Source organism: Mesorhizobium sp. B2-4-6, from assembly GCF_006442775.1.
Lineage (GTDB): Bacteria > Pseudomonadota > Alphaproteobacteria > Rhizobiales > Rhizobiaceae > Mesorhizobium.
Map to the genome: position 1 here is coordinate 48,221 of NZ_VFVI01000018.1, position 21,663 is coordinate 69,883.

Below are 21,663 nucleotides of genomic sequence, written 5' to 3' on the forward strand. Positions count from 1 at the left end.
AGGCTTAGCCGGTATGGCCGGCTGCCGTAAGAGCCAACTGGCGGCGAAAGCGCATGTTCCAGCCAGTCCCTGTCAGGAGCGCTGACGCTGCAAGGTACGGTACAAGGCGAACGCCACCAGCAGAACGTCGAGCCCAACGATGACGGCAGGCAGCCCGAGCGGGCCGATCGCCTGCATCAGGGCCCCGGCGCCGGGCGGGCCGACAATGCCGCCGACGCCCCACAGCAACGCGAAGGCTGCATTGCCGGTGACCAGCAGCGAGCCCTTGAAGCGGCTGCCGAGCTCGACCAGCGCCATCGTGTAGACGCCGTAGCCGACCGCCCCCATCACCAGCAGCACGCCCCAGATCAGCGGCGTGGCGATCAGCAGCGGCAACAGGATCGCGCAGCCCGTCGTCGCCACCGCGCAGGCGAGGATCATCGGCCGCCCGCCGAAGCGTTCGGCGAGCAGGCCAAGCGGGATCTGCAGGACGATGTTGCCCAGCGAAAGCATCATCACCAGGGCGGCAAGCGCCGCTTCGGGCAGGCCGTAGCCCGCGCCGAAGACGGGCACCAACGCATAAGTGCTCTGCTGAACGGCGGCGGAGACCAGCACGGCCAAAAGCAGCGCCGGTGCGAGCCGCGCGAAACCGACAAGACTACCGGCGGGCTGGCCATCGTCCTCGAAACCGGTGAGCTTGGAGGAGACGAGGCGCAGAATGACCGCGCAAAGGGCGAAACCGGCAATGCCGACGCCGAAAGGCGCCCAGCCGGCGGTGCCGACAAGGGTCAGGGTAAACGGCCCCGCCGCGTAGCCGGCGCCCATCAGCGTGTTGAACACGCCCATGACACGCCCGCGCCGCGATGGCGGCGCCAGTGACAGCGCCCAGACCTCCCCAAGCACATAGAGCGGGTTGATGACCACGCCGATGATGAAGCGGATGACGTACCAGGCGACCCAGTTCTGCAGATAGCCAATAGCCAGGAAGCACAGTGCACCAAGCAGGGAGCAGCCGACCGCCAGGTTTCGCGCGCCGACCAGCCGCACGGCCGCCGGCACGAAGGATGCCGACAGGATCAGCCCGACCGGCATCATGGCCGCGGACAGTCCGATCAAGCCCGGCGAAAAGCCTTGGCCCTGCATCAGCAGGGTGAACAGCGGCGAGCTCAACCCTTGCGCCGCGCCGAACATGGCGAGCGCGGCCGTGACCCCGGCAAGGGCTGCCCATTGCGGTCGATCTTCGGCGGTCTGGACGGAAGCGGTCATCGTGGCTCGCACTTGAACAATCACGGCATCATTATCAGTGGCGAGAGCCCTCCTGATGCCTCAGCGGAAGCAATTCGGCGATCCAGTCCGCTCCCCTTCCGTCATGTCGCTTCCCTCGCCCTAGTGGTCGCCGCCTCCTCACCGGCGACATTGCCGCCAGTTCATTATGCCGCCAATTTCGCATCCTCACGAGGCTTCTCATGACTGCCGCCCTCCATCCCGCCGAACCGGCATTGGCAACAGATCGCGCCCGCCGTGGCGGCCGCGCGGGAAAGCGCGCCGGCGGCTCGGCCGCTTTCGAGCAGCCCGCCTTCCGGCAGCTGAAGAACCCGCTGTCGCCGACCAGGCTCGTGTCCGACGACGAATTGGAATCGATCCACCTCGCCTCGCTGCGCGTGCTGAAGGAGATCGGCGTCGACGTCCTGCACGACGAAGCCCGCCGCATCATGAAGGCGCATGGCGCGGACGTGCGCGAAGGCTCGGAGCGCGTGCGCTTCGACAGCGACATGATCCTCGAGCTTGTCTCGCACTGTCCGTCGGAATTCACGCTGCATGCCCGCAACCCGGCGCACAATCTGCGTTTCGGCGGCAACAACGTCATCCTGTCGATGATGGCGTCGGCGCCGAACTGCTCCGACCTCGACCGCGGCCGCAGGCCCGGCAACCAGGCCGACTACCGCAACTTCCTGCGCCTCGCGCAGATGCACAACATCCTGCACTGCACCGGGGGCTATCCGGTGGAGCCGATCGACATCCATCCGTCGGTCCGGCACCTGGAATGCATCCGCGATCTCGCCACGCTGACCGACAAGGTCTTCCACATCTATTCGCTCGGCAAGGAGCGCAACGTCGACGGCATCGAGATCACCCGCATCGCACGCGGCATCAGCCGCGAGCAACTGATGCAGGAGCCTTCGGTCTTCACCATCATCAACACCAATTCGCCGCTCAAGCTCGACGTGCCGATGATGGAAGGCATCATCCAGATGTCGAGCATGGGCCAGGTCGTGATCGTCACGCCGTTCACGCTGTCGGGCGCCATGGCGCCCGTCACCGTCGCCGGCGCGCTGGTGCAGCAGAACGCCGAGGCCCTCTCCGGCGTCGCCTTCGCGCAGATGGTGAAGAAGGGCGCGCCGGTCGGCTATGGCGGCTTCACCTCCAATGTCGACATGAAGTCCGGCGCGCCAGCCTTCGGCACGCCCGAATATATGAAGGCGCAGCTTGTCGGCGGCCAGCTTGCCCGCCGCTACAACATCCCCTACCGCACCTCCAACACCTGCGCCGCCAACACGGTCGACGCCCAGGCCGCCTATGAAAGCGTGTTCTCGCTGTGGGGCGCCATCCAGGGCGGCGGCAACCTGATGATGCACGGCGCCGGCTGGCTTGAAGGCGGCCTGCGCTGCTCCTACGAAAAGACCATCCTCGACATAGATCTTTTGCAGATGGTGGCCGAGTTCCTCACCCCGCTCGACCTCTCCGAGGACGCGCTCGGCTTCGACGCCATCCAGTCGGTCGGTCCCGGCGGCCATTTCTTCGGCACCCCGCACACGCAGGCGCGTTACAAGACCGCCTTCTATTCGCCGATCGTGTCCGACTGGCGCAACTTCGAGACCTGGACCGAGGCTGGTTCGCCGACGGCGATGGAGCGGACCAACAAGGTCTGGAAGGAGCGCCTTGCCTCCTACGAGGAGCCCTATATGGATCCGGCCATCCGCGAGGAACTCAATGACTTCGTCGAGAAGCGCCGCGCCGAAGGCGGCGCGCCGACGGATTTCTGATCATCTGTGTTGAGGATGAATAGTCGACCCCCACTCCGTCGAGCTGCGCTCGACACCTCTCCCCCGATCGACGGGGGAGAGGAAAGGCGCGAGGCGATTCCAGTTGGCGCCCTTCCTCTCCCTCCGGAGGGGGGAGAGGTGGCGCCGCGAAGCGGCGACGGAGTGGGGGAAGGCGCTGCTCAAACCCGCAGTCGCCGCAAAGTTGGCACGACCCAGCGGGCGCGAAATCTGCGGCAAGCCGGCAACCAGGCGGAAGCATTGCTTTGGCTTGAACTGAAGGCACGCAAGCTCGGCGGCTATCGCTTCACGCGCCAATTCTCCATCGGCCCCTTTTTTGCGGACTTCGCTTGCCGCGAGCGTTGGCTCGTCGTGGAGGTCGATGGATCCCAACATGCCGACAGCTCATATGACCGGCGCCGCGACGACTTCATGCAGGCCGAAGGTTACTCGATCCTGCGTGTTTGGAACCATGACGTCCTGAAACATCGTGCTTCCGTCTGTGAAACCATCCTCGCCGCGCTTGACGGGAGGCTGACCGAAAACATCGCGGCATCGGATCTCCGTTTTGTTTTCACCCCTCGATCACTCGAACCAGTATTTTCAAACACGGACCTATCTTCATGAAATCCCACGTAAAAGCGGTTGTCATCGGCGGCGGCGTCGTCGGCTGCTCGGTGCTCTATCACCTCGCCAAGGCCGGCTGGACCGACATCATGCTGATCGAGCGCTCGGAGCTGACCTCCGGCTCGTCCTGGCATGCGGCGGGCGGTTTCCACACGCTGAACGGCGACCCGAACGTCGCCAAGCTGCAGGCCTACACCGTGCAGCTTTACAAGGAAATCGAGGAGATTTCCGGCCAGTCCTGCTCGCTGCACCTGACCGGCGGCGTCATGATGGCCGACACGCCGGAGCGCATGGACTTCCTGCGGCTGGCCCACGCCAAGGGCCGCTATCTCGGCATGGACACCGAGTTGATCACGCCTTCGGAAGCCAAGGCGATGTTCCCGCTGATGGACGAGACCAATTTCGTAGGGGCCATGTGGGACCCGGTCGAAGGCCATCTCGACCCGTCCGGCACAACCATCGCGTACTCCAAGGCTGCGAAGAAGCTCGGCGCCGAGATCGTGCTGCGCAACCGCGTCGTCGACCTCACGCAGCAGCCGGACGGCACCTGGAACGTCGTCACCGAACAGGGCACCGTCCATGCCGAGCATGTCGTCAATTGCGGTGGCCTGTGGGCGCGCGAGATCGGCCGCATGGTCGGCGTCGAGCTGCCGGTGCTGGCCATGGAGCACATGTACCTCTTGACCGAGCCGATGCCTGAGGTCGAGGAATTCAACAAGTCGACCGGCCGCGAGATGATCGGCGTGCTCGACTTCAAGGGCGAGATCTACACCCGCCAGGAGCGCAACGGCATCTTGCTCGGCACCTACGAGAAGGCCTGCAAGCCGTGGTCGCCGGTCAACACCCCGTGGGATTTCGGCCATGAGCTCTTGCAACCCGACATCGATCGCATCGCGCCGTCGCTGGAAATCGGGTTCAAGCATTTCCCCGGCATCGAGAAGGCCGGTATCAAGCAGATCATCAACGGCCCCTTCACCTTCGCGCTGGACGGCAACCCGTTGGTCGGTCCGGTGCAGGGCCTGACCAATTTCTGGTGCGCCTGCGCCGTCATGGCGGGCTTCAGCCAGGGCGGCGGCGTTGGCCTGGCGCTGTCCAACTGGATGGTGCATGGCGATCCGGGCTTCGACGTCTGGGGCATGGACGTCGCCCGCTTCGGCGAATGGGCGAGCCTGCGCTACACCAACGCAAAGGTGCGCGAGAATTATTCGCGCCGCTTCTCGATCCGCTTCCCCAACGAGGAGCTTCCCGCCGCCCGCCCGGCGCAGACGACCCCGCTCTACGACATCATGCTCGCCAACAATGCCGTGATGGGCGACTCCTGGGGCCTGGAGACGCCTCTCTGGTTCGCGCCGAAGGGCACGGAGCCCAAGGACATCGTCTCCTTCCACCGCTCCAACGATTTCGGACCGATCGGCGAGGAAGTGCGCGCCACGCGCGACAAGGTCGGCGTCACCGAGATCGCCAACTTCGCCAAATACGAGGTCTCGGGACCGGGCGCGGAGGATTTCCTCAACCGGTTGATGACCAACCGCATGCCGAAGGTCGGCCGTATCGTGCTGACCCCGATGGTCAACGAATTCGGAAAGCTGATCGGCGACTTCACCATCGCCAAGACCGGCGAGGACCGCTTCATGATCTGGGGCTCTTCCGCCGCGCAGAAATACCATATGCGCTGGTTCGAGAAACACCTGCCGAAGGACGGCCCAAGGGCGTCGGAGGTGCGCATCCACCGCTTCGACCAGACGCTGGTCGGCCTGTCGATCGCCGGGCCGAAGTCGCGCGACCTGTTGCAGAAGCTGGTCGATGTCGACGTGTCGACAAAGGCCTTCCGCTTCATGGACTTCCGCGAGATGGCGGTCGGCGGCGCGCCCTGCATGGTCAACCGCATCACCTATACCGGCGACCTCGGCTACGAGATCTGGATGGCGCCCGCCTATCAACGCTTGGTCTACAAGGCGATCAAGGAAGCGGGCGCGGAATTCGGCCTGGTCGATTTCGGCATGCGCGCTCTGCTGTCGATGCGCCTGGAAAAGAACTTCCCGACCTGGTTCCGCGAGTTGCGCCCGATCTACGGACCGTTCGAGGGCTCGATGGACCGCTTCATCAAGCTCGAGAAGAACGACTTCATCGGCCGCGAAGCGTCAGCGAAGGAGCATGCCGACGGGCCGAAGCTGCGCCGGGTCTCCTTCATCGTAGACGCGGCGGATGCCGACGTGATGGGCGACGAGCCGATCTGGGCCAAGGTCGGCAAGGACTACGGCACGGTCGAGAAGCCGCATGGCTATGGCGCGCCGCGCTTCGACACATCCGGCAAGGAAGTGCGTGGCTCGAAAGCCGCGGAAGGCGCTTCCGCCGTGCGCGGCATCGTCGACGGGGACTGGCGCGTCGTCGGCTGGGTCACGTCGGGCGGCTACGCGCATTACGTCCAGAAGTCGATGGCGCAGGGCTATGTCCCCGCGGCCCTTGCCGAGGACGAGAGCGCCGGCCTGTTCGAGATCGAAATCCTCGGCCATCGCCGCCCGGCCCGCATCAATGTCGAGCCGCCTTTCGACCCGAGCGGCGAGAAGATGCGGACCTGAAGCCCTACGAATTGTTGGATTGCGTCGGTTGCTATGGCATGGTCCGAGCCCGCTACCGGCGCATCAGCATGAGAAGACCACCCCCTTGCGGCAGCTAGAGAAATGGACCGATTGGCTGTGCGATGAACGGGTCGGTCCATTCAGCGCCGCGGTCGCCTCGGTCCTCCTCTACTGCCTGACCCAGATCGTCGTGATGGCCCTGTTGTCCCATGCTGCGGGCACGGGTGTCGGCGTCGACGATTCCGAGCAATTGATGGAAATGCGGTTCCTGGCCGCCGGCTACGGCAGTTCGCAGCCGCCTTTGTACACCTGGCTGGCGATGCTCGCGGCCTCGCTGGTCGGAACCAGCGTCCTTGCCCTCAAGATCGTCAAATACGGCCTGCTGGCCGCGGGGCTGGTCGCCTATTTCGCCGCCATACGCCGCCTCGGCTACTCGAACCGCGCCGCTACGGCCGGCATGTTCGGGCTGCTTCTGTTTCCACAGATTTTCTGGGAGATGCAGCACGCCCTCACCCACTCGGTCGCCATATTCTGTTTCACCTCGGTGCTGCTTCTGGCGCTGGTCGAGGTCGAGAAGCGGCGATCGGCCATCGCCTACGCGTTGTTGGGCCTGGCGGCGGCTGCCGCGATGCTGTCGAAATACAACATCGTCATCTTCCTCGCCGCCTTGTTCCTGGCGGCTCTTTCGGTTCGCGAAACGCGCCAGGCGATCCTCGACCGCCGTTTCCTGATCAGCGTGGCGCTGGCGGTCCTGGCCTGCCTGCCGACGCTTTATTGGAGCCTCACGCATCTGGAGGATCTGCTCTCGCATCAAGGGGGCCTGGGCGTGGCCGAAGGCGGCGGCGTCGCGCATACGGCATTTCTCGGCATCCGCAGACTGGTCAATGCGATCGCCAATTTCGCTGTATTGCCGGTAGCGATTTTTGCCGTCGCTTATGTCCTGGCGACAAGGAAACGGACGGAGCCGCCTCAGCCGGTAAGATGGCCGGAAAAGCTGTTGTGGCGGGCGATCGTCCTTGGCTTGTTGGTCATGGTGACGGTCGTGTTGGCAGCCGGCATCACGCAGTTTCGCGACCGCTGGATGCTTCCCGTCTTTATCCTCTTGCCCGCGGCCCTTGCCATGCGTTTCGACGCCATGGGCCAGAAGGGCCGGAAAACGCAAGCCACCATCGTCTTCGTCGGCGCAGTGCTTGCCATCCTTGTACTGCCGCTGAGCTGGTACATGCACCTGCATGGCGGCGACAGCCGCGGCGGTATCGTGCGCATGGATTACCGGTCGCTCTACGACCAGATCAATGCCGACGGGCCGGTCAAGACCGTGGTCTCGAGCTGGTTCTGGGTCGGCAATCTGCGCCTGGTCGATGCCGGTCTCATCGCGCTCGACGACGAGACGCCGGATTTCGCCAGATCGATCCGCGAACCGGCGGTGCTTGTGCTTACCGACGACAGGGAATCGTCCTCGGACGTCTTCGAAGAGTTGGCGAGGGCCGGCTACGCGATGGACACCGTCCACCGCACTATTGAAGTGCCGCAGGCACTCAGCTTCCCGCCGCGCAAGGTCACAATCACCAAACTGCACAAGAAGGCCGCGCAGTAGGTTTCAGGGGAACGAATGGACACGCAACGCTTCGGCCGCCACCGCAAGATCATGCCCTTCGAACCAGGCTCGGTCGAAGCGCTGCGCGAGGCCTCGCGCGGGAAGGCGGCCTCGCTCAACCAGCATGTGCTGGGCTATGGCGAGACAGCTGAGGCGGAATGGGCCGCCGCCGGCATCGCCGCGCCCGATCTGCCCGCCACGCGCAGATACCGGCTGGACCGCATTCGTGCCGAGCTGAAGCGCCGCGACTATGCCGGCGCCCTGCTCTACGACCCGGTCAACATCCGCTACGCGACGGACTCGACCAACATGCAGCTCTGGGTCGCGCACAACCCGACACGCCATTGTTTCGTCGCCACCGAAGGGCCGGTGGTGCTGTTCGATTATTTCTCCTGCGAGCACCTGTCCGACCATTCGGGTGTCGTCGACGAGGTGCGCCCGGCCGTGTCGTGGATGTATCTCTACAGCGGCGAGCTTACCGAGCAGAAGGTCCGGCGCTGGGGCGCGGACATCGCCGAACTCGTTGCCGAGCATGGCGGCGGCAACCGCCGCATCGCCGTCGACCACATCAATCCCGAAGGCGTGGAAGAACTCGCCCGTCGTGGGATTTCCGTCGGCAACGGCGAGGCGGTGATGGAGAATGCACGCCTCATCAAATCGCCGGACGAGATCCTCGCCATGCGCCGCTCGATCGTTGCCTGCGAGGCGGCGATGGGCGAGATGCAAGTGGCGCTGAAGCCGGGCATCTCCGAAAACGAGTTATGGGCGGAGCTTCATCGAGGCAACATCGCGCGCGGCGGCGAATGGATCGAAACGCGTCTTTTGTCCTCGGGACCGCGCACCAATCCCTGGTTCCAGGAATGCTCCTCGCGCGTCATCGAGGACGGCGACCTCGTCGCCTTCGACACGGACCTGATCGGTCCCTACGGTTTCTGCGCCGATCTTTCGCGCACCTGGCTTTGCGGCGACAGGCAGCCGTCGAACGAGCAGCGCGACCTGTTCCGCATCGCCGTCGGCCAGATCGCCCACAATGCGGATTTGATGCGACCGGGCATCTCCTTCCGCGACCTCGTCGAGCGCTCGGCGGTGCCGCCGCACGACTGCTATCCGACACGCTACGGCGTGCTCTATCACGGGGTCGGCCTGGCGGACGAATATCCGACACTGCCGCATGCCGGCGACTGGACCGCCGACACGCCGGACGGGATGCTCGAATCCGGCATGGTGCTGTGCGTCGAAAGCTATATCGGCAGGCTTGGCGGACGCGAAGGCGTCAAGATCGAGGAGCAGATCCTGATCACCGAAAGCGGCAATGAGAAGCTGTCAGCCTACCCGCTGGACGAGCGGCTGCTCTGATCCGCTTTCGACGACCTCGCGCATCGCGGCAATGATTCTTTCCGGCGTGGTTCTGGCGGTGATGTAGGGCAGGCCCTTGCGCCGCGCCGTCCAGCCGACCACCTTCACGCCTTTCGCCGCCGGCTCGAAACGCTGCGCCAGCGCCCAGCTTTCGCAGTCGATGGCCGCGATATCGGCCCTGCCTTCCGCGACCGCCACGATCGACGACCGGTGGCCGCCGCTTTCGCTGCGTGAGGCGAAGATGTCCAGGCTTTTGTCCATGGCCTCCAGGTCGCGCGTCAGCCCGATCAGCCCGGACATCGAGTCCGGATCGTTGAAGGTGAAGCGTTTGCCGCGAATGAGATCGAGCGGGATGACAGCCTTGCCATCCGCCGGCGAGGCGACTGACGGTCCGCCGTCCGCGGCCATCACCAACGCGCTGGAATAAAGCTCGCCCTGCCCGCCCTCGAATGCATCGTAGCTTGGCTGGGCAATCACCTGCACATGCAGGGCGAGGCCGAGTTCCATCGGCCCCCAGCATGTTTGCCCGAAGAGCAGCGCCGGGCTCAGCCAGAGTTGGTGAAAATCGAACTCGTCCGGGGGTAGCGTCGCCGGGTCGGGCGCGATCGGCTTGCCGGCGTCATCGCGAATGCCGCCAGGCACCGGCGGCAGTTCGCGATTGCTGCGCACGACCGCCTCCGGCGCATTGATGCCTCTTTGCCGGAAGGCATCGCGAAGCCGCGCCCATTGCGCGTCGACTTCGCCACGCGCCTCTGGCCAGTCATACATCGGCAGGGCCGCAACGTACTTGCTCATGTCGAATGGCTTTCAAAGACAGGCAATCTTCAGCGCCTGCGTTCCGCCGCGAAAAAAGCGGTCGCGGAAAGTCGAAACTACTCTTTCGGCGGCTTCGCCGGAACCGGGGCCGTGCCGAGCCCATTGACGTTGCGCGCCCTGACCCGCGGCTTGAAGGCGCGACCGGGCTCCGGCGCGCGCCGCAGTACCGGGTGGACGATCGGCTCCTTGGCCTTGAAAGCGTGAGCTTTCAGCATCGCGAAATAGTTCGGATAGGCATAACCGTTGTTCATCCGCAGCCACTCTTCGCGCCGCTCGCGAAACAGCTTCGGCAACCTGTACCAGGCAATGGTCGGGCTCTTGTGATGAACGAAATGCAGGTTGTTGTTCAGGAACAGGAAGGAGAGCGGCGAACGCTCCACGATCACCGTGCGCCCTTCCGGATGCTCCGACCACTGGTGCTCGGCATAGGTGCGGATCGAGATCAGCGACTGGCCGAGCCACACCGGCACCAGGATATAGAGCCACAGCGGAATGCCGAAGCCAAACGTGACGATCGGCACCACAACCGCGAGACCGATGGCATGCAGCAGCCAAGCCTTGCGGATCGCCTTGTCGCCGGCGAGGATCTGCTTGGCGTCGTCGATGAAGAAACCGACCGAGGACAACCACGGACCGAGAACGAAGCGGCCGATCATGGTGTTGTTGATCTTGAGCAGAAGCTTCATTGTCGGTGGCAGCTCGTCATGCATCCAAAGCGCCTGGTAATAGCTCTCAGGATCGTCGAGCGGATCGGTCAGGCGCTCGTCCGCATGATGGCGAAGGTGGATGGTCTTGAAGCGGCGGAACGGCCACACCATGCCGATCGGCAGGAAGACGCAGGCTTCATTGATCCTGGCGTTGCGGGTCGGATGACCATGCAGCACTTCGTGCATGATCGAGGATTGCAAAGCCAGGATAAACGGCAGGACGGCAAGCGCCAAAAGCGGATGGGATGGCCACAGAAGGAAGCCGACGGCGAGCCATGCGCCGTAGCAGAAGAGTGTGAGGAAGACCGTCGGCCATTCGACCGCCGGTGCGCTGCTACGTCTCTTCATGCCGGTATTCATGCTTCTTGCCATGCTATCGACCACTGCCCTCCAGTCGCCGGAACCAACTCGATTCCTGACAACATTGTGTCAGGAGCCTGCCGTTACATCAACGCGACAATGCGCACAAACTGTTGCGAATGCGCATTTCTGGCTGCATATGTTATACATTGTAAACAAACATGGGGATTCATTTCCGCCTGAGCCACGCTCCGGCGCAAATTTTTCCTCTCCGAAGCAGGAGCAGCGTGGTGGACAAGCGCGATCTGTCGACGACCTTTCGGGAGCGCCTGAAATTGCTCTTGACACGGTCCGACTTGAACCAGTCGGCCTTCGCGACAGCGGTGGGGATCGACCGTTCGGCGCTGTCGCAACTGCTGTCCGGCGCCTCGACCCGCCTGCCCCGCGCCGAGACCCTCCTCAACATCGCCGCCGAGTTCAAGGTGTCGCTCGACTGGCTGCTTGGCCTGAGCCAGGACGAAGGCGTCACCGGCGAAATAAGAGAAAGCCTGGAGATCGAGGAGGCGCCCGACGGCTTCGACCGCACGCTTTTGGCCAAATGGCATGCCGAGGCCGCCGGCACGAAGATCCGCTACGTGCCCGCCGGCATTCCAGACCTTCTGCGCACCGAGGCACTGGTGGAATACGAGGCCGGCATCACCAACAAGAGCCGTGAGGCGCAAGCCGGCGAGACGCAATACCGCATCGACTACACAAGGCGCCCGGAGACCGATATGGAGGTTTGCATGCCGCGCCATACGCTGGAGATTTTCGCGCGCGGTCTCGGTGTCTGGGACCGTTTCCCGGAGGCCGAACGGCGCAAGCAATTGCTGCACATGGCAACGCTGCTCGACGACCTTTACCCGACTTTCCGGCTGTTTCTCTATGACGGCCGCATGCGCTATTCGATCCCGTATACGATCTTCGGCCCCTATCGCGCCGCTATCTATGTCGGCGACATGTACCTGGTGTTGAACGCCACCCAGCCGGTCCGAACGCTCACCAGCCATTTCGACAATCTGATCCGGGCTGCCGACATCAACGCACATGAGGCGGCGAGTTTTGCGCAGAAGCTGGCCGCAATGTCCTTCCCGTCAGGCTCTGTCTAATCGGCTCCACCGGCGCCATCTTGGCGATCGGCCATAGGCCGGCGCCGCTCACCGTTTCGGAAAACCCATGCAAGCACCTCGTCACATCGTTGTTCCTCCTCAGTCGGGCCGTTCCATGCGCGTCAGGCGCGGCGATCTGATCCGCATCGTCGATCCCAAGGGTCAGCAGGTCTCGGACCTCTGGGCCTTCTCGACCGAAGGCAGGCTCGACTGGCTGAGCACCTCGCAGACCCGCGACATCACCGAGCGGCTGTTTCCGAAACCCGGCGACCATTTCTACAGCACCGCCGGCAAGATCGTGCTGACGCTGATCGAGGACGCCTCGCCCGGACCGCACGACATGCTCTACCCGGCCTGCGACAGCGCGCTCTACGAACGGGCCGGCCTGCCCGACCATCCGAACTGCCGCGACAATCTGATGAAGGCGCTCGGCGCCGAAGGCATCGAACTGCCCTTCGCGCCCGACCCGGTCGATCTCTTCCAGAACTCCATGCCGCAGCCTGACGGGACTTTGGTGGTCGAGGCATCGATCAATCCGCCGGGCGGCTACGTGACGCTGCGCGCCGAACAGGACCTGCTGCTTGTCGTCACCGCCTGCTCGGTCGATCACCACCCGACCAACGGCGATGCCTGCACCGAGATCGAAGTCGAGATCACTCCGGCTTCGTAAGGCCTTCGCGGTCGCAAGCTCGTTGACTGGACATAAAGACTTCTTTATATCGTTATTTGAATTCGAACACGAAAGTCAAAGTCATGACCGCGACCAACCCGATTGACGCCCTGCTTGCCGAGAAGGGCGTGCTCCTGGCCGACGGCGCCACCGGCACCAATCTGTTCGCGATGGGTCTCGAGGCCGGCGAGGCGCCCGAGCTGCTTAATGAGACTTCGCCCGAGACGATCGCCAGCCTGCATCAGAATTTCGTCGATGCCGGCGCCGATATCATCCTGACCAATTCCTTCGGCGGCACCCGCCACCGGCTCAAGCTGCATCATGCGCAGGATCGCGTTCACGAGTTGAACAAGCGCGCCGCCGAGATTGCCCGTTCCGTCGCCGACAAGGCCGGCCGCAAGGTCATCGTCGCCGGCTCCGTCGGCCCGACCGGCGAATTGCTGGTGCCGCTCGGCGCCATGACTTACGACGATGCGGTCGAGGCCTTCGCCGAACAGATCGAGGGCTTGAAGGCCGGCGGCGCCGAAGTCGCCTGGATCGAGACCATGTCGGCGCCGGACGAGATCCGCGCCGCGGCGCAAGCCGCCATCCGTGTCGGCCTGCCCTATACCTATACCGGTTCCTTCGACACGGCCGGCCGCACCATGATGGGCCTGCTGCCGAAGGACATCCATACCGTCGCCGATGGCCTGTCGCAGGCCCCTCTCGGCGTCGGCGCCAATTGCGGCGTCGGTGCTTCCGATATCCTGGCTTCATTGCTCGACATGACCGAGGCGAAGCCGGACGCGACCGTGATCGTCAAGGGCAATTGCGGCATTCCGGAATTCCGCGGCGCGGAGATATATTATTCCGGCACTCCGGAGCTGATGTCCGATTATGTGCGGCTGGCGGTCGATGCCGGCGCCAGGATTGTCGGCGGCTGCTGCGGCACCTCGTTCGCGCACCTTGCCGCCATGCGCAATGCGCTCGACGCGCACACCAAGTCGACCCGCCCGACCGTCGAGACGATCGTCGAGCGCATCGGCCCGATGCGCAACAAGGTGGCGACGGCAAACGCCGCCGAGACCAGCGAAGCCCGCCGCGAGCGCCGGCGCAGCCGCGCCTGATATGGTTTCTACTTGCTGTTTTCGGCGTAGCGCGACAGCGCGGTATTGAGATCGGTGCCGGCACTGCCCTGATTGTCGGCGCCCATCGTCATCAGGGCGCCCGATGCGCCGGGGTCGGTGATCTGTTCCAGCATCACGCGAAAACGGTCGTTGTTGAGGGCCGAAAGCGCTGTGTTGCGCGCCGCGTCGACATCGTTCCTGATGCGCGCGGATTCCGCTGAAGGAGCAGACGGTCCGCGCACCGGGGCATTGAGCGCCGTCGAGTTCGCGTTCCCAATTGTCGTGATATGCACTGCTGATCCCTCAAATCTCTATCAGCATTGACTAACAGAAGCTCGTTGCGGCGAGGTTCCGGAAAAGCAGCGCAGTTTAACGATCGCAAAAAGGCCGGCGGGATTTTCTCCCGCCGGGCCTTCCTTCAATCCGCAATTGCCTACTTGTTGCCGTCCAGCGACGAGGCCAGGCGCACCAGCGACAGGAACTCCGCCCTGTAGCCGAACGGATCGGCGCCGCGCGCGGCATTGGCGATCTCCGCGATCCGGTCGTAGCCGAAATTCGCCGTCTGATCCTCGTCGCGCAGCTTCTGCCCGAAGGCCGCGACCGCGACCGAGAAGCGTTGGTCGGCGCCGGCCGCGTCGAAGGACGAGACCTCGTTGGCGGCGGTCACCGGCGTGGTGATGAGCTTCGAGACATCCTCGTCCGGCAGCTTATAGCGGATCTTGACGAAGGCATATTCGTCGGCATTGGCGACGCCGCTATTGTCGACCTTGGCCTGGCCGTAGCGCAGCGGGTCGACCTGCTCGCCGCCGCTGCCTTTCGGGGTGATCTCGTAGACAGCCGTCACCGAATGGCCCGAGCCGATATCGCCGGCATCGACGCGGTCGTTGTTGAAATCCTCGCGCTTGAGCGCGCGGGTCTCATAGCCGACAAGACGGTATTCCGAGACCTTGGCCGGGTTGAACTCGACCTGGATCTTGACGTCCTTGGCGATGGTGAACAGCGTCGAGGAGGCATCCTCGACCAGCACCTTCTGGGCTTCGGCCAGCGTGTCGATATAGGCTGCCGTGCCGTTGCCGTTCTGGGCGATGGTCTGCATCATCTGGTCGTTCAGATTGCCGCGTCCGAAGCCGAACACCGACAGGAACACGCCGGTCTTGCGCTCCTTCTCGATCAGTTGCTTGAGGTCGTCGTCATCGGTCTGGCCGACATTGAAATCGCCGTCTGTGGCCAGCATCACCCGGTTGACGCCGTCCTTGACGAAGGACTGCTGGGCAAGCTTGTAGGCCTCGCGGATGCCTTCCTCGCCGGCCGTCGAGCCGCCGGGCGCCAGATTGTCGATGGCAGCAAGGATCTTCTGCTTTTCGGTCGCCTTGGTCGGCATCAGCACAGTGCCGGCATTGCCGGCATAGGTGACGATCGAAACGGTGTCGTCGGCCTTCAGCTTGCTCACCAGCAAGCGGAAGGCGGACTTGAGCAGCGGCAGCTTGTCCGGCTCGTCCATCGACCCAGACACGTCGATCAGGAAGACCAGATTGGCCTTCGGCTGTTCGGCCGGCTTCACGTCGAAACCCTTGATCGCGACATGCATGAGCTTGGTGTGCTCGTTCCACGGCGTCGGCATGACGGTGACGGTCGAGTTGAACGGCGTTGAAGCCGATTCGGGGCCCTTCCAGTCATAGGGGAAGTAGTTGATCATCTCCTCGACGCGGACCGTGTCCGGGTCGGGCAGAGCGCCTTCCTTCAGCGAGCGCCGCACGAAGGAATAGGAGGCCGTGTCGACATCGATCGAGAAGGTCGAGACCGGATCCTGCGCGGTCTCATGCACCGGATTGGTCTTGAAGGTCTCGATGCGATCGCGGTTTTCCTCCTGCGGCTGCAGCTGGTCGGCCGGCATGGGCGCGGGCTGCACCATCAGCTTGGAATCGGCCATTGCGGGGGGAGACTGCGGCATGGTGGTCGCGGCGCCCGCCGGCGCCTGGTCGGCCCGCTCAGCCTCGTCGACGCCAGGCGGCGTCATGGACATGATTACCCTATTGGACGACCCGTCCTTACCGCCGGCCGCGAGTTGGCCGCTCTCCGCCGGCGTAGCCTGCAAGGCGCGCTTGGCCGCCGGCGTCGCCTCCTGCCTGAACAGGGTGTCGACCTCTGTCGCCGGCTTCGGCGCCGCAGGCGCCGCCTGTGAATTGGCCCGGGTCTCGGCGTCCGCGTCGGTCTTCTTTTCCTTGGCGGGCGCCGCTGCCAGCGGCTCGTTGACCGCGGGCTGTTCCGGCTTCTGCGCCCCCGGCTTGTCTGCCACCGTCTCGGTGACGGTGCCGTTGCCGCCGATGATCCGCGGCTGTTCCTTCAGCATCTCGAAAGCGGCATAGCCGGCAATAGGCAGCGCGACCAGCGCGGTGATGGCCGGCGTGGCAATGAGTTTCCGTTGCATGATGTCTCTCCAGAGCATTCTTGCTCGCTCCGTGAGACGAAGGCCTGCGGACGTTCCTTGGGAGACCGCGGAAATTTTTTCGTCGAGGTCGAAAGCCTGCATCGCGGCGGTGAACGCACGCGCCTTCGCCACGCCGTCCGGCGCCGGTACGGCGATATCGCGCAGCCTTTCGAGTTCGTTGTCGTCGACCATGGTCACACTTCCCCGGCTGAACGCATCAGCACCTTCAGCCGTTTCTTCGCTTCATGGATGTGCCAGGAAACCGTCGCCTCCGAGATCGCCATCACCTCCGCCGCCGCGGCGTGGTTGAGACCTTCGCCATAGACCAGCAGAACCGCGTCGCGCTGCTTGTCTGGCAGCATCCGCACCGCCGCCCACAGCGCCTCGGTCGGATCGTCGGCCTCAGCCGGTGCTTCGCCGGCAATCGACGTATAGGCGCCGTAGGCATCGGTCCTGGCGGTGTCGCGGGCGCGCTTGCGCATCATGTCGCGCGCCGCGTTCAGCGTCATGGCATAGAGCCATGTCGTGAAGGCGCCGCTGCCCTGATAGTCGCGGATTGCGCGGCCAAGCCGCACGCAGACGTCCTGGGCTATGTCCTCGGCATCGGCTTTCCTGCCGCACCAGCGATAGGCGGCGCGATAGACGAAGCCATAGTGCCTTTCGAGCAGTTTGCCGAAAGCCCCCCTGTCTCCACCCCTCGCCCGCCCGATCAGTTCGGCATCGGAGGCTTCGCTGTCGTCCAGCATCATCGCCATCATTTGCCTGTTGGACGAAGGCTAATGGCCAATCCTTGGGGCGATGCAAAGATTTTTTTTCACAAACATTCCTTCACCCCGTTTACGGGGGAGAAGGTGTCACGAAGTGACGGATGAGGGGCAGCGCGGCCATAGGCCAGAAGATCGCTTACCCCAACGTCTCTTTGAAGAACGTCCCCAGCCGCTTCCAATGGCGCTCGGCACCCGCCTCGTCATAGACGCTGTGGTCCTTGACGCACCAGCCATGGCCGACGCCGACATAATTCTCGATGACATGATCGACTTCGGCGACCCTGAGCGCTTCCGCCAGCCGCGCCGACTGCTCCGGCGGGAAGCTGCGGTCGACGCCGGCAACCCCCACATAGACGCGCGCCTCGATCGAGGCCGCCTTGCGGTGCGGGCTGTCGGGCGCGTCGCTGGCGAGATTGCCGCCGTGGAAGCTTGCCGCGGCGACGATGCGGTCGGGGTGGGTCGCGGCCGCATTGAGCGCCCGCGCGCCGCCCATGCAATAGCCAACGACGCCGATCGGCCCATCAACCCCTTCGGCGGCGAGCGCATCGAGGAAGGCGGCATTGTCGCGGATGGTCATTTCCTGCGTGGTGCCGGCAACCAGCGCCATCAGCTTGGTCTTGGTTTCCTCCGCCGTGAAGGCGGTCTTGGCGTCGAACGGACCGTAGGGCGCGTTGCGGTAAAAAAGATCGGGCACCAGCACGGCATAGCCGTGGCCGGCGAGCCGCTCGGCCATCTCGTCAAGCGCCGGGCGCGGCCCGAAGGCGTCCATATAAAGGATGACGCCGGCGCTGGCCTTGGTTGACGGTCGAAAAAGGCCAGCCTTTGCCTTGCCGTCCCTGGTTTCGAACTCGATCTGCTTTCCAGTCATGATGCTCTCCGTTGCCTGTCGCGCGTTAGATATCGGCACGCGCCGTTCCGGCAAGCCATTCCCGGACCAGGCCGTTCAAGATTTCGTGCGGCCGGCCTGCCTCCTAGAGCCGCGCGAAGGCCGCCATATGAAAGGCCTGCACCTCCGGCGGATAGCGATAGCTTGTGCCATAGGGGCAGGCGTTGCGGTCGAGGCAGCCGCCCACCCGGCAGGGCTCGCCGCGGGAGCCGCGAACATGGTCGAGACAGGCTTCATGGGCAAAGTCCTGCGCGGAATAGGCGTCCACCGGACAGGATTTCAGGCAGGGTTTTGCGACACATGTGTCGCAGAGATGAATCGCTGCATGAGGTTCGGGAAGAGAAATCTCGTCCTCGAACAGCAATGCGCCGCGATAGGCATGCCATAGCCCATATTGGGGGTGCATCAGAACGCCGAGCGGCGACGGTTTCAGCCCTTCGGCCCGCATCGCCCATTGCTGGAACGGCAGATAGGGCCGGTCTGAAGGCGACACGGCGCGGGCGCCGCAGCGTTGCGCGACCGAGCCGATCACCGCGCGCGACCAAGAGTCGAGCGGATTGGCGATGTCCCTCGCCTGCTGTTCCAGCCAGCGCTGAAAATACGGCCATGGCGCCGCGCCTGCTTGCCCGACCAAAAGCATCGATTTGGCCGGAGCGCCAGAAGGTCCGGCCGGTGCAACCGCGTCATCGCCAAAGCTGAAACCGCCGCGAAGGATCAGGCCACTGGCCGCGAGCACGGCCGCAATCTCCTCGACCGTGCCGCGGGAAAAAGTCATCCCTTCCGGTCCGGGCCGGAGAACGCGCTCCGCCAGACTTCCTTATGGATGATGTCGGCCACTTTAGCCCGGCCTGACTCGGGCTCCTTTCACGTGAAAGCGTCGGCCATCGAGCCCTTCTTCTTGGCGATGAAATCCTTCAGCGCCTCGTCGATGGCCGGATCGAGATGCGGCGCCTCGTAGCTCTCCAGCCAGCGGCGGGCGAGCTCGTTGGCGCGCTGCGGGGCGGTCTTCTCGCCTTCGGCCAGCCACTGCTCGTAGGAATTGTTGTCGGCGATGTTGGAGCGGTAGAAGGCCGTCTGGAAATTCGCCTGCGTGTGGTCGCAGCCGAGATAATGGCTGCCCGGACCGACCTGGCGGATCGCGTCCATCGCCTGGCCGTTTTCCGACAGGTCGACGCCCTCGGCAAACTTCTGCTGCATGCCGAGCTGGTCGATATCCATCATGAATTTTTCATAGCAGGAGGCGAGACCGCCCTCGAGCCAGCCGGCCGAATGCAGCACGAAATTGGTGCCGGCAAGGATCGTCGAGTTGAGCGTGTTGGCGCTCTCATAAGCTGCCTGCGCGTCCGGGACCTTTGAGGCGCAGAGCGAGCCGCCGGTGCGGAACGGCAAGCCGAGCCGGCGTGCAAGCTGCGCCGCGCCATAGGACACCAGCGACGGCTCCGGCGTGCCGAAGGTCGGCGCGCCCGACTGCATCGAGATCGACGAGGCGAAGGTGCCGAACAGCACCGGCGCGCCGGGCCTGATCAGCTGGGTGAACGAAGCGCCGGCGAGCACCTCGGCGAGCACCTGCGTCAGCGTGCCGGCAACCGTCACCGGGCTCATCGCGCCGGCCAGGATGAAGGGCGTGACGATGCAGGCCTGGTTGTGGCGCGAATAGACTTTCAGGGCGCCGAGCATGGTCTCGTCGAACACCATCGGCGAGTTGGCGTTGATCAGGCTGGTCAGCACCGTATTGTTCTCGACGAAGTCGTCGCCGAACACGAGCTTGGCCATCGCCACCGTGTCCTCGGCCCGCTCCGGCGCCGTCACCGAGCCCATGAACGGTTTGTCCGAGTAACGGATGTGCGCGTAGATCATGTCGAGATGGCGCTTGTTGACCGGCACGTCGACCGGCTCGCACACCGTGCCCCCCGAATGGTGGATCGACGGCGCCATATAGGCGAGCTTCACGAAATTCTGGAAATCCTCGATGGTCGCGTAGCGGCGGTTGCCGTCGAGGTCGCGCACGAAAGGCGGGCCGTAGACCGGCGCGAACACCGTCGCATTGCCGCCGATCTGCACCGAGCGCTCCGGGTTGCGCGCATGCTGGGTGTAGATAGAGGGGGCGGTCTTCAACAGCGAGCGGCAGAGGCCCTTGGGGAAGTGCACGCGTTCGCCCTTGACGTCGGCACCCGCTTCTTTCCACAGCGCCAGCGCTTCGGCGTCGTCGCGAAAGATGATGCCGATTTCTTCCAGCACCGTGTCGGTGTTCTTCTCGATCAGCGCCAGGCCTTCCTCGTTGAGGACCTCGTAGACGTTGATCTTGCGCTTGATGTAGGTGAGCTGCGTGCCCGGACCGCCGCCCGAACGGGCAGCCCGGCGTGCCGCCGCGCCGCCGCTGGCGCCGCGTCCGCGCCGTCCGCCCGACGCTTCCTGCTCGACTGCCGCGTTATCGCTCATGATCGTTCTTCCTATAAATCTGGCCTGAACTGGCCCGCGGCCCATCGCTGCCGCTTCTTGCCCGGATCGTAGCCATGCACCCTATTGGAAACGGCCAGCCAGCGCCAACGCCTGTCGCAAAATCGACAAGAAAAGCGCCAATTTTTCAGTCGCTTTCCTTTTGCGGAAAGTCGCAAATCAGCTATGGATGCCCTGCCCTCGCGGGTTAGGTATTGGCGCATCGATTTTAAGGCTGCCGCAGTCATTCCGAGCAGCAAGGAGCCCGAGAGAAATGTCCGACGACGAGATCATCCTTTCCGAGCTTTCCGACGACGAGCTCGTGCAGCAGATGCACGACGACCTTTATGATGGGCTGAAGGAAGAGATCGAGGAAGGCACGCGAATCCTGCTCGAGCGCGGCTGGGCGCCCTACAAGGTGCTGACCGAGGCACTGGTCGAAGGCATGCGCATCGTCGGCGAGGATTTCCGCGACGGCATCCTGTTCGTGCCGGAAGTGCTGCTCTCGGCCAACGCCATGAAGGCCGGCATGTTCATCCTGCGTCCGCTGCTCGCCGCCACCGGCGCGCCGAAGCAGGGCAAGATGGTGATCGGCACCGTCAAGGGCGACATCCACGACATCGGCAAGAACCTCGTCGGCATGATGATGGAAGGTGCCGGCTTCGATGTCATCGATCTCGGCATCAACAACGCCGTCGAGAAGTACCTGGACGCGATCGAGCAGCACCAGCCTGACATCATCGGCATGTCGGCGCTGCTCACCACCACCATGCCCTATATGAAGGTCGTTATCGATACGATGAAGGAAAAGGGCATCCGCGACGACTATGTCGTGCTGGTCGGCGGCGCGCCGCTCAACGAGGAATTCGGCAAGGCCGTCGGCGCCGATGCCTATTGCCGCGATGCCGCGGTGGCCGTCGAGACCGCCAAGGACTACATGAAGCGCAAGCACAACGTTCGCGCTTCCGCCTGATCCAAGGCATCAGGATGGATCGACAAGAAAAGCCGCGCCTTGCAGCGCGGCTTTTTTGTTCCCAGATGATGGGAGAGGCTGCCGATCAGTTGACAGTGTCTTTGACCGCCCTTGCCGTCGATTTGACGTCCTTGCCGACGCCTCGGATGGTGTTCGCGCAGGCCGTGAGGGCAAGCGCGCAGGCCAGGATGGCGATCGGCGCGATGCGTAGCAGTTTCATGGACGGTGTCTCCCTCGACAGGTATTA

At 64.1% G+C, this 21,663-nt stretch carries 19 protein-coding genes; 9 read left to right on the forward strand and 10 right to left on the reverse strand.

The window, feature by feature from the left end; translation table 11 throughout:
- Positions 1–72 precede the first annotated feature (72 nt).
- The gene (locus FJ957_RS29465; protein ID WP_140836395.1) at positions 73–1,245 is read right to left on the reverse strand and encodes an MFS transporter; all 1,173 of its coding nucleotides are present in this window, start codon (positions 1,243–1,245) and stop codon (positions 73–75) included.
- A gap of 200 nt (positions 1,246–1,445) precedes the next feature.
- Here FJ957_RS29465 and FJ957_RS29470 point away from each other — a divergent pair, with 200 nt between their 5' ends.
- The 5 genes from FJ957_RS29470 (at position 1,446) to FJ957_RS29490 (ending at position 9,179) form a co-directional block, all read left to right on the forward strand.
- On the forward strand, positions 1,446–3,023 hold the full coding sequence (locus tag FJ957_RS29470; protein WP_140785868.1) for a trimethylamine methyltransferase family protein: 1,578 nt from the start codon (positions 1,446–1,448) through the stop codon (positions 3,021–3,023).
- A 162-nt stretch (positions 3,024–3,185) separates the two neighbouring features.
- A complete protein-coding gene (locus tag FJ957_RS29475) occupies positions 3,186–3,647 on the forward strand; it encodes a DUF559 domain-containing protein (RefSeq protein ID WP_246685999.1) in 462 nt (153 codons plus the stop codon).
- The gene (locus FJ957_RS29480) at positions 3,644–6,226 is read left to right on the forward strand and encodes an FAD-dependent oxidoreductase (RefSeq protein WP_140836399.1); all 2,583 of its coding nucleotides are present in this window, start codon (positions 3,644–3,646) and stop codon (positions 6,224–6,226) included. The genes FJ957_RS29475 and FJ957_RS29480 overlap by 4 nt, the downstream gene beginning before the upstream one ends.
- 85 nt (positions 6,227–6,311) lie before the next feature.
- Positions 6,312–7,823 (forward strand): glycosyltransferase family 39 protein, encoded by a 1,512-nt coding sequence (locus tag FJ957_RS29485; protein WP_181180761.1) that lies wholly within the window; start codon positions 6,312–6,314, stop codon positions 7,821–7,823.
- A 15-nt stretch (positions 7,824–7,838) separates the two neighbouring features.
- On the forward strand, positions 7,839–9,179 hold the full coding sequence (locus FJ957_RS29490; RefSeq protein WP_140836403.1) for a Xaa-Pro peptidase family protein: 1,341 nt from the start codon (positions 7,839–7,841) through the stop codon (positions 9,177–9,179).
- Here the strand turns inward: FJ957_RS29490 and FJ957_RS29495 are convergent.
- A complete protein-coding gene (locus FJ957_RS29495) occupies positions 9,147–9,974 on the reverse strand; it encodes a PhnD/SsuA/transferrin family substrate-binding protein (RefSeq protein WP_140836405.1) in 828 nt (275 codons plus the stop codon). The genes FJ957_RS29490 and FJ957_RS29495 overlap by 33 nt on opposite strands.
- A 77-nt stretch (positions 9,975–10,051) precedes the next feature.
- Positions 10,052–11,062, reverse strand: coding sequence for a fatty acid desaturase (locus FJ957_RS29500; RefSeq protein WP_140786281.1), 1,011 nt, complete (start codon positions 11,060–11,062; stop codon positions 10,052–10,054).
- A gap of 230 nt (positions 11,063–11,292) precedes the next feature.
- On the opposite strand from FJ957_RS29500, the gene FJ957_RS29505 reads away from it, so the two are divergent.
- From FJ957_RS29505 to bmt, 3 genes are all read left to right on the forward strand, one after another.
- Positions 11,293–12,150, forward strand: a complete 858-nt coding sequence (locus FJ957_RS29505) for a helix-turn-helix transcriptional regulator (RefSeq protein WP_140653510.1) — start codon at positions 11,293–11,295, stop codon at positions 12,148–12,150.
- A 67-nt stretch (positions 12,151–12,217) separates the two neighbouring features.
- Entirely contained in the window at positions 12,218–12,820 is a 603-nt protein-coding gene (locus tag FJ957_RS29510) for an urea carboxylase-associated family protein (protein WP_140836408.1), read from the forward strand.
- Between the two features lie 83 nt (positions 12,821–12,903).
- The gene (gene bmt / locus FJ957_RS29515; RefSeq protein ID WP_140836413.1) at positions 12,904–13,926 is read left to right on the forward strand and encodes a betaine--homocysteine S-methyltransferase; all 1,023 of its coding nucleotides are present in this window, start codon (positions 12,904–12,906) and stop codon (positions 13,924–13,926) included.
- Positions 13,927–13,934: 8 nt separating this feature from the next.
- Here bmt and FJ957_RS29520 read toward each other — a convergent pair whose 3' ends face one another.
- The 6 genes from FJ957_RS29520 to FJ957_RS29545 form a co-directional block, all read right to left on the reverse strand.
- Positions 13,935–14,219, reverse strand: coding sequence for a hypothetical protein (locus tag FJ957_RS29520; protein WP_246685996.1), 285 nt, complete (start codon positions 14,217–14,219; stop codon positions 13,935–13,937).
- A gap of 140 nt (positions 14,220–14,359) precedes the next feature.
- Positions 14,360–16,546: a VWA domain-containing protein gene (locus FJ957_RS29525; protein WP_140836418.1), complete on the reverse strand. Its 2,187-nt coding sequence runs from the start codon at positions 16,544–16,546 to the stop codon at positions 14,360–14,362.
- Positions 16,547–16,548: 2 nt separating this feature from the next.
- Positions 16,549–17,109: an RNA polymerase sigma factor gene (locus FJ957_RS29530; protein ID WP_140836423.1), complete on the reverse strand. Its 561-nt coding sequence runs from the start codon at positions 17,107–17,109 to the stop codon at positions 16,549–16,551.
- Between the two features lie 148 nt (positions 17,110–17,257).
- Positions 17,258–17,989, reverse strand: a complete 732-nt coding sequence (locus tag FJ957_RS29535; protein WP_140836425.1) for a dienelactone hydrolase family protein — start codon at positions 17,987–17,989, stop codon at positions 17,258–17,260.
- Between the two features lie 103 nt (positions 17,990–18,092).
- On the reverse strand, positions 18,093–18,782 hold the full coding sequence (locus FJ957_RS29540; RefSeq protein WP_140836427.1) for a 4Fe-4S dicluster domain-containing protein: 690 nt from the start codon (positions 18,780–18,782) through the stop codon (positions 18,093–18,095).
- A gap of 89 nt (positions 18,783–18,871) precedes the next feature.
- Positions 18,872–20,446, reverse strand: coding sequence for a trimethylamine methyltransferase family protein (locus FJ957_RS29545; RefSeq protein WP_140705563.1), 1,575 nt, complete (start codon positions 20,444–20,446; stop codon positions 18,872–18,874).
- A 271-nt stretch (positions 20,447–20,717) separates the two neighbouring features.
- Here FJ957_RS29545 and FJ957_RS29550 point away from each other — a divergent pair, with 271 nt between their 5' ends.
- On the forward strand, positions 20,718–21,416 hold the full coding sequence (locus FJ957_RS29550; protein ID WP_140495658.1) for a B12-binding domain-containing protein: 699 nt from the start codon (positions 20,718–20,720) through the stop codon (positions 21,414–21,416).
- An 85-nt stretch (positions 21,417–21,501) separates the two neighbouring features.
- Here FJ957_RS29550 and FJ957_RS29555 read toward each other — a convergent pair whose 3' ends face one another.
- Complete coding sequence (locus tag FJ957_RS29555) at positions 21,502–21,636, reverse strand: entericidin A/B family lipoprotein (RefSeq protein ID WP_041003961.1); 135 nt, start codon at positions 21,634–21,636, stop codon at positions 21,502–21,504.
- Positions 21,637–21,663: the final 27 nt, after the last annotated feature.